The sequence below is a fragment of the Pseudoalteromonas sp. Of7M-16 genome (assembly GCF_022347805.1).
Lineage (GTDB): Bacteria > Pseudomonadota > Gammaproteobacteria > Enterobacterales > Alteromonadaceae > Pseudoalteromonas > Pseudoalteromonas luteoviolacea_F.
Genome location: NZ_JAKRFY010000027.1, coordinates 126,615 through 139,773, shown reverse-complemented (window position 1 = coordinate 139,773; position 13,159 = coordinate 126,615). Strand labels below are relative to the sequence as shown.

Below are 13,159 nucleotides of genomic sequence, written 5' to 3'. Positions count from 1 at the left end.
ATGACAGGTCGGATACTCTTCAACACTGCAACGAATTATCGACAATACACCGTCATCCTGACAAAAGTCAGGATCCATCTAACTCTATGCCATCAAACTCAACTGCACCTCAGCCGTCATCCTGACAAAAGTCAGGATCCATCTCGCCCTATACCATCAAACTCACCTGCACCTCAGCCGTCATCCTGACGAAAGTCAGGATCCACCTCACTCTATGCCATCAAACTCAACTGCACCCTGAATATGGATCCCGAGGCGAGCTCGGGATGACAGTTAGGCTACATTTCAACACTGCAACGAATTATCGACAATACAACGTCATCCTGACAAAAGTCAGGATCCACATCCAAATAAGACTCACTATTAAAACGCGTTGTTACTTTGGCTTAGAGGCAGCATTATTTACTTCTCTAAACTATAAAAACACTAAGCACCTGCCAGCCTCAATTGTCGCCATAAACGCCCATCAATTGCTGATAACCCTATAGCAATAAGACCCATACCAATAAAGTGAATGGTTTCTAAAGTTTCATTTAAAAACAGTGAACCAAGAACAATCGCCGAAACCGGAACAAGCAACGTAACTAGGAGCACATTCGTCGCGCCGGCCAACTCCAACACCTTAAAATAGAGTACATATGCAACGGCTGTAGAGCCAACGGCCAATCCCGCAACGGCTCCCCAAGTGGTAGCACTCACTGAACGAAAATCTATAGACCCCTCTATCAGCAGTGTTAGCGGTATCATAATCATTGTTGAAGCCGTCACTTGCCCTGCAGCGGTGCTTAAAGGCTTAATTCCCAGTGATTTAAATCGACGCCCATAGACACCCGCAAAAGCATAAGATAGTGCCGCTGCAACAACTGCTAGCTGGGCAAGTAAGCTACCACTTCCTTCTAAAGCAGGCATACCAATCATAACAACGACACCGAAAAAGCCGAGAATAACGCCCACCAACTTCATAAAGCTTGGCCGCTCATCTGGCAATAAAACCCCGGCGACGATAACAGCAAAAATAGGTGTTGCAGCATTTAAAATAGATGCCAAGCCCGACGCAATCTGCGTCTGACCCCAAACAATCAGGACAAAGGGGATGACATTGTTAAGCAGTCCCATAGAAAAAAACGCGCCCCACGCTTTTAGGTTTTTAGGCGGTCGTTCACCTAAGGCAATGACCACACCCCATAAAACCAGCGCAGCAATACCCACTCGTAGAGTTACAATTGTCATTGAAGGTAGCGAGCTAACCGCAACACCTACGAAGAAAAAAGATCCCCCCCACAACATAGATAGCAGAACAAGCATGGTCCAAATTTTTATATTCATTGTGTGATTGATGGAAGTTGTCATAGTTCATGTAACCAAGCTATTTATAAGTATCTACAATGCTAGCGGGCGCACGTATTGCAAAACATCCGATTCTTGCACCCCTTTTAAATTTAGACTGACAGTATGCTGATTTAAAATAATTGCGTAGCAAGAATCAGATGTTATTTTAGAAACCGCTATGATGAAGTATGAACACTTTTATATGGCCAAAGAACCTGACTATGATGAAGCTCACTGAAACTGAAATGGCTGCGGCAGTAAACCGCCGAGATCCCTCATTTGATGGACAGTTTTACTATGGCGTTATTACCACCGGCGTTTTTTGTCAGCCCTCTTGCCCTACAAAATCAGCAAAGCCAGAAAACCTAAGATTCTTTTGCGATCAAGCGTCCGCTTTGGCGGCCAGTTTCAGACCATGCAAACGCTGTAACCCCATTGCATCAACAAAAAAAGCCGACACACTTATTAATGTCGCTCGCCATATAGAGAAGTGCGCAGATGAAAAACTGACGCTTGCTCAATTGGGCGAGGTTGCAGGCTTATCACCCTCTCAACTGCAAAGGTCATTTAAAGCAATGTTTGGAGTGTCTCCAAAACACTATCAGGATGCAGTCCGAATGCGCCAATTCAAATGTCATTTGAGGGCCGGTGAAGGGATCACTGACGCTATCTACTCCTCTGGATTTGGCTCAATAAGCCGAGTGTATGGTGAAACAACACGCAATATCGGCATGTCACCTAAAGCGTATCGAGCTGGAGGACAAGGAGAGGTGATTTACTACTTGGGCACATGGTGATGGCGGCAACGAGTCGGGGAGTATGTTCAGTGCAATTTGGAGATAATCAAAGGTCCTTAATGAACCTATTATCGGAGGAGTTTCCCAAAGCAACACTCATACTATCCAAGGCACAAGATACACCTGAGCTTGATAACTGGATATATGCTCTGGACAGCCATATCTCACACGGTGCTCCCAAACCTGATGTGCCACTGGATATTAAAGGCACAGCATTTCAGCTTAAAGTGTGGCAATTTCTGCTCAGTATTAAAGAGGGCGAGGTAATGAGTTATGGAGAGGTCGCAGCACAAATTGACAGCCCAAAAGCGGTTCGAGCCGTTGGCACAGCCTGTGGTAAAAACCGTATTGGTATATTGATCCCATGCCATCGAGTATTACGCAGCGATGGTACTTTAGGCGGTTATCGATGGGGGTTAGAGCGAAAAAAAGCCCTATTAGCCAAAGAAGGAGTTAAAAAGCAATAAAGGTTTAAAAGTATAAAACACGCAATGCTCGACGCCACAATGATAAACGTCAGGATCCATGACGCCAAATACCACCAACCACGCCTATATCTCCGATGTCATCCTGACGATGGTCAGGATCCATCTCACCCAATTCCATCAAACTCGCCAGCCCAGCCGTCATCCTGACGGAAGTCAGGATCCATCTCACCCTATACCATCAGGCTTTCTGCACCCTTGAATATGGATCCCGAGGCAAGCTCGGGAAGACGGTTCGGATACACTTCAACACTGCAACTACGTATTTACAACCCCCATCATCATGACGAAGGTCAGGATCCATGCTGTTTGTGCGACTATTTTTTATTGATTTCTAAGCTGCCTGTACGGCAGTGAACGAAAGGGCGGCAAACGAATGCCCACCCCCTGATTTCTAAGCTGCCTGTACGGCAGTGAACCGAAACGTATTTCGTTCATTAACCCATTGACATTTCTAAGCTGCCTGTACGGCAGTGAACCCGTATTCCAATTAATTGCGATATCAGAAGTATTTCTAAGCTGCCTATACGGCAGTGAACCACCAAAGAACATGTTTGCAGTTATTAGTGTTTTTCTAAGCTGCCTATACGGCAGTGAACCCGGGCGGCGCCGGCCAAAACTCCGGAGATGATTTCTAAGCTGCCTATACGGCAGTGAACACAGTAGACCGTCGCAACTGGTGGTTAAGAAATTTCTAAGCTGCCTATACGGCAGTGAACTTTGGATGTCAAATCCCCGCGCCACTGTTGAATTTCTAAGCTGCCTATACGGCAGTGAACCTCAAAGCGATCTTCCTCACCCTCCCGACACATTTCTAAGCTGCCTATACGGCAGTGAACAAGCGGTTAGAACTTAGGCAGGTTCAAATTAATTTCTAAGCTGCCTATACGGCAGTGAACGTGCTAGCTCGTCAAGACGTTACCGCTGTGCTTTTCTAAGCTGCCTATACGGCAGTGAACCTAACAAGGTCGAACAAGACAGAGCCATGAAGTTTCTAAGCTGCCTATACGGCAGTGAACATTTATCAGTTATTGGTGCTCTCATAGCTTGATTTCTAAGCTGCCTATACGGCAGTGAACGTTACCTGAAATTTGTCTGTAGGGTACGTTGCTTTCTAAGCTGCCTATACGGCAGTGAACTATAAGATAAATGAAAAAAGATAAGTTGCAACAGACTATTAAGGTAAACAATCTATTTTTACCTTGTTAAAAACAGCCAATCACAACTATTTGTATTATAAGTAAATTTTAAAAGGTCAAAAATAAAGGGGAAAACTCCCTTTTATTGATTAAAAATGAGACACGCGCTCTTTCCCGTCTTTTCAATGCATTTAACATTGCTACATGTAACTTTTATTTGAACAATTTACCCGTTGCATTTGACCAGCAGTACCCTAAATATCACGCTGCTCACCGTCATCCTGATGAAAATCAGGATCCAATTTTGCAGTTTCATAACTACCTACATGGCTGTAAACATTTTCATTGTACTAGGTTTCGACCACAAAGTTTTCTAAGCTGCCTGTACGGCAGTGAACATTGGCTGCTGAAAGCTGCGCTCAGGATGAAATTTCTAAGCTGCCTGTACGGCAGTGAACACGAAAGCTGTTTACTTTGGGCCAGTGGTAAAATTTCTAAGCTACCTGTACGGCAGTGAACAGTGGGGGCCGTTGTCCTCACCACCCTAACGATTTCTAAGCTGCCTGTACGGCAGTGAACCGCTAGCGCCTCGCCGCACCCTAACTGCGCAATTTCTAAGCTGCCTGTACGGCAGTGAACTGACATTTCAGCCGGCATTGAGGCGGCATTATTTTCTAAGCTGCCTGTACGGCAGTGAACTGAATAACACTTTCTTGGCTCACTTTCGCGATTTTCTAAGCTGCCTGTACGGCAGTGAACGAAGGTGTTGTAGATCCAACTCTTTTGAAAGATTTCTAAGCTGCCTGTACGGCAGTGAACAGCACGCTATTGATGCAATGGCAGCTTTTGGATTTCTAAGCTGCCTGTACGGCAGTGAACTCCCTATCTGCGCCAATGCGCTTGTAATGTCTTTTCTAAGCTGCCTGTACGGCAGTGAACACGGAGCAAGCAAGAAGTTTTCGCAGATTAAATTTCTAAGCTGCCTGTACGGCAGTGAACCCGAATTAATAGCTAATAACAACTCCTTGATATTTCTAAGCTGCCTGTACGGCAGTGAACTCGGTCCGAGCTTACGTCCGGGCTGTTAACTATTTCTAAGCTGCCTGTACGGCAGTGAACTTGTAATCACTAAGCCGCCGCTTTGTTGTGCTTTTCTAAGCTGCCTGTACGGCAGTGAACTATAAGATAAATGAAAAAAGATAAGTTGCAACAAGCTAATAAGGCAAAAAACCTATTTTTACCTTATTAAAAACAGCCTTTCACAACTATTTGTATTTTATACATATTTTTAAAGATCAAAAATAAAGGGTAAAGATACCCTTTATCACTTTCTTACATTCGGTTTTTTAAAACCACGGAACCGTAGCCGTTTTACTTAAACCGAATTGATCAAAGTAGCCTTGCACAGGTGCTTTTTTTATTTCACTAAATTGCAGATAACGACGATGCTTATGCCCATTTGAACCACTTTCAAGTTCAAAATATGGGTTATCGAGCCCTTTAGTAAACATTTTAGCTTTATAGCTTTTCACCTGTTCATCACTAATAGAACCTCGCTTAATTAGGCGTTTCAATTTTGATTGAGACATGCTGCTTTGAATTCGCGAAACGGTTCGATATTCACACTCACTCGGTACGGCTTGGATATCACTCACATCGCAGTAACCCACTAGCCCACCTAACCAATTCATCCCGGTTAAATCATGGAGCATGGCATCACAACTATGTATGCGAATCACGCGCCCTAACTTCACTTGATAGCTTGGGAAGCTGACACCAATACTGTCTGATTTCAGCGTGAACAAAGCTTTATGTAGCTTTGTATACACTTTATTCAATAAAACATTTTCACGCATCTCAGCATCTGGTTTGATTGTGATTTCAATATAACTATCCACTATCACCTCCTATATCCGTATATGACTGACGTATGCCAGCCCTTTTTTGCCCAAATAAAATGATGAGACACCCGCATTTTCGATAAGCTGAGAGAGTTCTTTTGCCTTTGCACGGGGGATATCAATTTCAATGGCTAGTTCACCAGAAGCTTTGGTCATTAAGTGCTTTGCTTTACCCACCCCTTTTACCATCTCCTCGCGCATATATGGGTTTCCCCATATTTTTTTCTTTTCACCTGTAGTGTAGCGCCCCATAAAGTCCTTTTTAGTGAAGCCATTATTAGAGATACCACCGATACCACCTGCTTTGGTTTTGGCAGTACTCATATCATACTGACTGCTAAGCCTTTCAAGCTGCAAATAAAGTGCTGAACAATACATGCTAATTGGGATAATTAACCCCTTATTATTAATTCCTTTAAATTTTTCAAATTTGTCTGCAAGGTGTTGATAAGCTTGTGCGAGCTCACCTTCATTTTCTAACGGCTTTTCCTTATTTATCTCTTCTAGCCTTGCAACTATTGTCAGCGGATCAGCAGATAATGAAGTGAAGTTTACTTCCTGCTCTAAGACAAACTTAATTAAGTCTGGTATATCTAATGATAATACCCCCCAAAAATGCACTGCGTAATCAGAAGTAAAAATGGGGTCATTGACTTTAATCATGCCAGTAAACGCATTTTGATCTGTACTGCCTGTTATATTTCTTATATAAGTCATTTCACCGTTAACAGCTTTGGGGTTGTCAACAAAACTAACCTGCTCCTCTATCTCTTTAAAAAAATAGTTTTCACTCCTTCTAGATTGATAAAGCTTACGCTGATCGCCAATCAAACGATTTAACACACCCATTACGGTATCTATGGTAACTGCGCGATTAATAAAGTTTTCGGACTTTTTTAAGCTCGTCATCGACCCAATAAATTTACGCCCTGTTTTAGGCAATGCTTCATTGTTACTTCCCTCTAAAAATGAATTTCGCCAACTGGATTCATATTCAATGGTTATTTTCATAACCACCTCTACCTAGCTTCAAAGTAAACTGCAAAATCTGTTTGCGGCTGTAAACTGGTCTCACTTTCGTCACGCTTAATACGCATCATCTTATTGCTGTCGTTATAATCGATAACTATTTCATCAACATACATATATGATTTCGCTTGTCGAATGGACAACTCTGCAATTAGGTTAAGAGTAAATAGCACTAATGCTTTAATCGCATCTTGATTAAGCAAAATACCATTTTCACCTTCATCGAAAATCGTACCTTTACGCACATAATTTGTGTGAAAAATGGCTTTGGGTGATAACTCAGGATTCAGTTTTTGAATAAACTCTTCAACTGACTTAGCTACTTCCTCGCCTTGTCCTTCTTTAATCTGCATTGCTTCGCGGTCAAACTTTTTATCAAGGGAAATAAATTGCAATTGCTCTATACTGATTGAACCGTATGAAATGTATTTAGTGTCACCAAAGGTGGTTTTCGAAAAGAACGATGAATTATCGCGTTCACCCGCTTGCCCAAATTGCTCAAAATTACCATTGCCTAGTTGGTCAACAAAATCCTCTATCAATAACGGGCTTGTACGCTTATTTTGGCTATTTGGTACAACATAACCACGCACTAAACCTGTTACCGATGACAGCACTTTAGTTAAATTATCCAGCTTCGCTTTGTTGGCATAGTGAATATCAAATGCTTGCGATCTAAATAAATGATGGCGTATACAGTTTTGGCTGATGTAAAGCGGCGTTTCCTTAAAGTCGATATCGGTAGCCTGCTTTTTATATTTATAACCTGTTTCTTCTTTTATTTTACCCGTTAAGTTCGAGTAGCCACGCAATTTAGGCAGTGTGTGATTATCAACCGTTTTACCGTCATCACCAGTAAGTGTTGTAGGTCCATTCCAATTCACTACACCGTGACCTAAGGCGACAATTTTAAAGTCGACACTTTTAATTCCTGTTACTTTTTCCATGTGTTTGTCCTTTCTAAGTTTATGATTGAATAATTTTATTGATTGGCATTGCGCCAATTACTTGTTTTGTGCCTTTTAAGTAATAAATTGCAGATTCATCGCCCTCATTTTCACCTAATTTCGTTAGTAAATCTGATGGCGTGTAACTTAAATAAATTGGATGTTGCGGCTCTACAGCAGCACCTTCTAACACCTGTTTACGCAAGCCAATGTTTTTAGCTGTAATGCCTTTACTTGGGCTTGTTTCGTCTATTTGATGGTGCTTTTTCGCTGCGTAATCGATGATGCCAGTGTTTCTTAGTAGATTAAGTGACTCCGTGTAGCAATTTGCAAAGTCGCAGTCTGACTCTTGCCAATCAATCGCATAATCATCAGTGATGGTGAAGTTATCGAAGGTTTCAATATCCATCACAACCATCTGCACAAAACGACTATCGCCACGTAGCGACGATTTTTTTAATTTCTTTTTATCACTTGCTTTTTGTTTTTTAATAAAGCGAATAGGGTCATGCAATTTAGCCGCGATAACTTTGGCACTTTCTTTTAATGCGGCTAGTAAGTCTTGTTCTACGGCGGCTAGTCCTTGGCTGGATTGATAAAAGCGTTCATAAAGCTGATAAATTTCGTTGATTGTTAGTGACTGTTCGCTGATATGATTTTGTAAAAATACATACCAAGCATATGCACTGAGATAACTGTTATTACCATTTAGAAAGCGGGCGCAATTGCACGTAATTTTGCCATTTGATTCTGGAATAACACTTGGCACAGCAACGGTATATTGATTGACAATCTGGCTCTGACCAAATCGGTCTAAGCGCCCTAGCCGCTGTAAAAAGTTCTCAGCCAAGGTAAATTCACTGGTCATATGCGAGCAGGTAATATTTAGCGCTGCTTGTACTATCGGGCCACTTCGCAATACATCAAATTCTTTCGTGCCACCCGCTTTAAAGCTTTCATAAACTTTGTTGAAAATGGCAAGTTTATCCTTTGTTTTAAACTTGCCATGAAACACAATGGCGTTTTCTGCCGCTTGATTTTGTATAAAAGCTTGTTGCGCAAGAGTTGCCGTATTACTGATAACAATGGTGTTTTTAGGTTGTGTTTTAAATAATGGGTTCGTTTCGTTTTGCTGAGATTCATCAAAAAGTTCAAAGTTGATCTGATAGTGACTCGGGTTAAAGCTCGGTATAGATTTAATGTCTTGTTTATCGATTTCTAAAATACTCTCAATAAAACTGTAATTAGGCGTTGCTGAAACAAGTAATGTATTGGCGCTACTACTCATTAGTTTTTTCGCTTGAACTAACTCCGCGAATAGTAGATTAAACGCAGGCATTGGAATGTATTCATGAAACTCATCAAAAACAATATGACTATTCAAAAAATCCGTAAATGCAGTCACATTGGTGTGTGTAGTGATGCTATTAATAACCTGATCAATCGTCGTTAATACAATATCACCAGAAAACTCTTGCCCTTGCGGTGTTAGCTCTGATTCACCTTGGTTATTAACGTATTTAAACTCCCCTGTGCATATTTCTACTTTGCCAGATGGAAGGTATTCGTTACTGGTTAAGTCTTGGTAAAGGCCTTCACACACTTGTACTCGTGGACAAACCCAAATAATTTTATTGGCTTCGCTTAATTTTGCCCACTCCAATGCAATTTTAGTTTTACCACACCCTGCTGGGCCATTAAGTACAGCCACCTGCTCGACATCTAACAGTTCTTTGGCTGTGGCATTTTGAGCTTGATTGCGCTCACTGTTTGGGTATCTTTGCTCAAACCCTAATAAGCAATCTCGTATTTGCTGGGTTAAATTACTTTGCTGTTGAAGTGTTTTTTCAACTAGTAAATCTAAGGTACTCGTTGCGATGTAATTACTGAGATCTTGCACACTTAATGCTGAGATTTGTCGATCAGCGCTGATCACACATGCCCTTAAAATATTGGCCTTGGCGTTAAGGTTAATGTCTTTGATATAGGGTTGAAACGATTCTTCACATACGTATTGCTTATAGTATGGTAAATCTGTATTGCGAAAACCCGATGTTAGGTCTTCATCATATTTTATTGTGCTCTTTGTAAAGTCAGCATTAACTATAGTATGAGCATAATTATTATTGATTTCGACGACTTCATTTAGCAGATGCTTGGTATGCTCCACTAATTCTTGCATGCCTTTTTCTTTGTAGATTGCGTTCAGTTTACGATGCACATCATTAATCTTTACATATTCATCTTTACGTATCGGCTTGGCATGATGCCAATAGACTGTATGTTCAACATATGGGATTAACTTTTTATTTGGCAGTACAGGTGCTAAATCAATGAACTGACATAACCACAATGAGATTTCATTATGACGAGGGTGTTTTTCAAATGAAAACTTAGCTGTATCAATATGTAATCCATCTTCTTGCGTTTCTATTCCCTGCTTTTTATTTTTATTGATCGCTTTTTCAAGCCATGCTCTGTATTCAGGATCTAATTTTCCAATATCATGTAAACAGCCACTCACGAACGCAGCTTGTTTTAACCCGGGTTGGTTGCTCCCGAATAACTGCTCGATTATTAGCGCAGCTAAAGTTCCGACAGCAAAAAGATGTTCTGAAAGTAACTGTTTTTGAGTATTTGCATAAACGACTTCTGACATGATTTTTGTTTCATCCATTTTAACATCATTAACTATGGTGTAATTCACAGGCACCACGCCCTCTAAATTGAACTTGCTTTTATTCCCCACAACCCACAAAAACTGACTGCGAGCGCGGGTTCGAATCCAATGGCAACTTACAGCGGTGCTACGACTGGCGGTTTTACGCAGCATCTTTTTAACGGTATCGAGCCCGTCTTGGGTGATCACGGTTTGCCATGTGTTATCCCCAATACGGTTGGCGAAGGCATCCAGTACCCGTCTGGTTTTCTTGAGCGCATTTTTCTCGCATTGAGACACAAATGTGACCATCATAAGGAGTCACCTTTTTGGCTGTTTTCAATTTCTGCAACTTGCTCTTCACTGAGATCTTGAAGCGCCACTTGCTTTACTTGTTCGAACATATAATCCAGTGCTTTATGGTCGGTAAACGCTTGTAGGATTTGCTGGCGAAACTCTTGTTCAGTGGCATTTTCTTTGGCACAAATGAATGCCCAAGGCAGTACAAGCGCGTCTTTAATTAAATCAGCAATGTCGAACACCAATGCTCCACGGCGAGTTTTGCCATGCATCACTGCGAAGCCATGGGGGATACCTAGCACCCACAAAGTGCAGGCAGCCAAGCCATAAGCGAGATAATTGCCATGGTTTAAAAAGTCATTGGCTTTGCCAATATCGATAGATTTTGATGACTGATGCTGGCGCTTGAAACCTTCGCAATTGGTGGCATTGGCAGCATATTTATAAAGCACTTTGGTAAGCTGTGCCTCTGTGAGTAATAACGCTTGAGGACTTGTCGCAGCATCCGTTCGTGTAAAAAACGTATCCAATGCAGTTTGAATGGCCTTATCATCAAAGTTAAAGCCCTCTCCTTTTAATTCTCGGTCTTTTTGCCAAACTAGCTTTAAAAACGCGATCCGAGCCTGTTGAAAACGTTTTGCAGCATCCAAGCGCTTTTCATCATCAAACCAGAATCCCATCCAGCCTTGGAGGTACTCTGTGGGGCGATATTCGTTTTGCGGTGTCATCCATTCAATTTCAGAGCCCATATACAAAGGCGTTGCGCCACCACCACAAAAACCGACCAATACACCTGCTTGAGCAAGCATGCGCATCGCCGCTTGGGTAATGGAAGTGCCATTACCCAATAAAATCACAGTGGTATTGGCAATCGGATTATTAAAATAGAGGTTCTCGTTAGTGGCCTCAGTCAAATATAAAACGCGGCCATCTTTTTGCATTACTCGGCAGTATTCTAGATAAAATAAATTGGCACGTTTTGAATGCAATATGGCTTTTAAATCGCTTGGGCTTAAGTCTTCCATCGTCTTCCACTTCCTTTGGGTTTAGACATAACGTACTTTTATCTATGCGCGGCTTCAATGCTGCACGTTTTACCAGTTAAATTTTTTACAGGTGGTGTTTAGTTCCAAAGAAGCTTTTGCTTTCTCAGTGCTCGATAGCAATCGGGGTCCATCACAATTTGCTGCGCTTCTGGGCTGGGGTGCTGTACGTCTAAGCGGAGAATGCTTATCAAATAATTAAGCAGCGCTGCATTGGTTTTGAGCTGCTTCTTGTTGCCATTCATATCAAAATCATGGGCAATGACTTGCTGGGCATATTCGCTTAAACGCGGATCAGGCATGATGGTTAAGATCACCTCTTGTTGCCATGCTTCATCATCTTGTTTGTACTTTTGCGCTTTGCATTTAAATTCCGGAGATGCAGATAAAATACGAGATAAAGAAAAGTCTCTAAACCCTTTAGCATCTTCGCAATAGGCCCTTAAGTGATAACGAAGCCCTGAGTTAACAAGTGTATGAGGGCGAATAATACGCTCCGTCTCTCCACCGTCTTTTATCGACTGATAACGAATATCAAGCACACTTTGCCGACGACAAGCGTTTAATATGGGCCGTAAAATGGTGGGGTTTAATTTTCTATGAGGTAAAGGCAGAGTCGCAATCGTTGAGGTACTTAAGTTGTGTACATACTGCTCGCCAATTAAGTTGGCATATTCGGTAAAGTCTTGGGAAATATAATTCGGTGTAAAGGGGGTTGCCAATACATAGGCTTTTTCCGACTCGCTGTAATTTGCATCGATTTGATAGCGCGCTATAAAGTCATTTAGATAACGCCTTGCACTGGGTCTGGATAGTTTAAATTTATCTTGAAACGTACCTGTTTGGATCTCACCTTGCCAAAACAACACCGCCTCAATATATCTAAAGTATTGCTCTTCCTTAGCTTGCATATGCCACTTTTAGTAAACTTAACGTGAAATAAATGTATCAAATGAAAATATGAAAGTCATTGATCAGCGACAAAGTGATGTTCAAACACACAACCTTAGCTCAGCAAAAGTAATGCAATGCCGAAAGTGCCACTTATTTATTCGCTGTTATTTTTGCTCACCTAAACCATCTTTAAAACAGGCTTATTGGAGATGGTTATTTATCGCTCAACCTTTTCCTGTTAAGTTGAATGATACAATTATTAGTAACAAGCATGAATTTACCCATGAAGACAACGCCACATAATTCTAGTCTCCACCTATTTGAGATTGTCTCCAATAGGGTTTATTGCATGCTTTCGTTCGAGTCACTCTACCCTTTGTGCACACTAAGCAGTGCACTTTATTTATGGATAACAAAGGGCTGGCTTGTCGCACTCATTGGATCGCCTCTTTTTGGCGCGGTTATAGCGCTCGGGATAGGTTTTACCACCTTTCTATGTGGCTTATTTTGTATCACCAGCTACATCTTTTATCTAACCATATCATTTATTGTAACGAGCTTTATTCCCAAACCTGTTAAAGTACGAGAGACACATTTACCATAACCTTGCATTATTGACCTAAACCCCTTTTGTAA

At 41.5% G+C, this 13,159-nt stretch carries 11 protein-coding genes and 2 CRISPR repeat arrays; of the genes, 3 read left to right on the top strand and 8 right to left on the bottom strand.

Annotation, left to right across the window (positions count from 1 at the left end):
* Window positions 1–189 (top strand): hypothetical protein (locus MHN81_RS22555; protein WP_239426777.1); only part of this gene is annotated, 189 nt, incomplete at its 5' end.
* A gap of 237 nt (window positions 190–426) precedes the next feature.
* Here the strand turns inward: MHN81_RS22555 and MHN81_RS22550 are convergent.
* Window positions 427–1,350: a DMT family transporter gene (locus tag MHN81_RS22550; RefSeq protein ID WP_239426776.1), complete on the bottom strand. Its 924-nt coding sequence runs from the start codon at window positions 1,348–1,350 to the stop codon at window positions 427–429.
* A gap of 200 nt (window positions 1,351–1,550) precedes the next feature.
* Between MHN81_RS22550 and MHN81_RS22545 the strand changes: the two genes are divergently transcribed.
* Window positions 1,551–2,126, top strand: coding sequence for an Ada metal-binding domain-containing protein (locus MHN81_RS22545; RefSeq protein ID WP_239426775.1), 576 nt, complete (start codon window positions 1,551–1,553; stop codon window positions 2,124–2,126).
* Between the two features lie 59 nt (window positions 2,127–2,185).
* Window positions 2,186–2,593, top strand: a complete 408-nt coding sequence (locus tag MHN81_RS22540) for a methylated-DNA--[protein]-cysteine S-methyltransferase (protein WP_239426774.1) — start codon at window positions 2,186–2,188, stop codon at window positions 2,591–2,593.
* A gap of 49 nt (window positions 2,594–2,642) precedes the next feature.
* Here MHN81_RS22540 and MHN81_RS22535 read toward each other — a convergent pair whose 3' ends face one another.
* From MHN81_RS22535 to MHN81_RS22505, 7 genes are all read right to left on the bottom strand, one after another.
* Window positions 2,643–2,783 carry a hypothetical protein gene (locus MHN81_RS22535; RefSeq protein WP_239426773.1) on the bottom strand — a complete coding sequence of 47 codons (141 nt, stop codon included), beginning with the start codon at window positions 2,781–2,783 and terminating at the stop codon, window positions 2,643–2,645.
* 159 nt (window positions 2,784–2,942) lie between these two features.
* Window positions 2,943–3,750: direct repeats of the CRISPR family, unit length 28 nt; unit sequence TTTCTAAGCTGCCTATACGGCAGTGAAC.
* A gap of 310 nt (window positions 3,751–4,060) precedes the next feature.
* A CRISPR array of direct repeats spans window positions 4,061–4,929; the repeat unit is 28 nt; unit sequence TTTCTAAGCTGCCTGTACGGCAGTGAAC.
* Between the two features lie 167 nt (window positions 4,930–5,096).
* Window positions 5,097–5,648 (bottom strand): type I-F CRISPR-associated endoribonuclease Cas6/Csy4, encoded by a 552-nt coding sequence (gene cas6f / locus MHN81_RS22530; protein ID WP_239426772.1) that lies wholly within the window; start codon window positions 5,646–5,648, stop codon window positions 5,097–5,099.
* A 9-nt stretch (window positions 5,649–5,657) separates the two neighbouring features.
* Window positions 5,658–6,662 carry a type I-Fv CRISPR-associated protein Cas5fv gene (gene cas5fv, locus MHN81_RS22525; RefSeq protein WP_023400027.1) on the bottom strand — a complete coding sequence of 335 codons (1,005 nt, stop codon included), beginning with the start codon at window positions 6,660–6,662 and terminating at the stop codon, window positions 5,658–5,660.
* 8 nt (window positions 6,663–6,670) lie between these two features.
* Entirely contained in the window at window positions 6,671–7,627 is a 957-nt protein-coding gene (cas7fv, locus tag MHN81_RS22520) for a type I-Fv CRISPR-associated protein Cas7fv (protein ID WP_023400028.1), read from the bottom strand.
* Window positions 7,628–7,646: 19 nt separating this feature from the next.
* Window positions 7,647–10,601 carry a CRISPR-associated endonuclease Cas3'' gene (locus MHN81_RS22515; RefSeq protein WP_239426771.1) on the bottom strand — a complete coding sequence of 985 codons (2,955 nt, stop codon included), beginning with the start codon at window positions 10,599–10,601 and terminating at the stop codon, window positions 7,647–7,649.
* Window positions 10,598–11,611, bottom strand: a complete 1,014-nt coding sequence (gene cas1f / locus MHN81_RS22510; RefSeq protein WP_239426770.1) for a type I-F CRISPR-associated endonuclease Cas1f — start codon at window positions 11,609–11,611, stop codon at window positions 10,598–10,600. The genes MHN81_RS22515 and cas1f overlap by 4 nt, the downstream gene beginning before the upstream one ends.
* A 98-nt stretch (window positions 11,612–11,709) precedes the next feature.
* Complete coding sequence (locus tag MHN81_RS22505) at window positions 11,710–12,540, bottom strand: WYL domain-containing protein (RefSeq protein WP_023400031.1); 831 nt, start codon at window positions 12,538–12,540, stop codon at window positions 11,710–11,712.
* Window positions 12,541–13,159 lie beyond the last annotated feature (619 nt).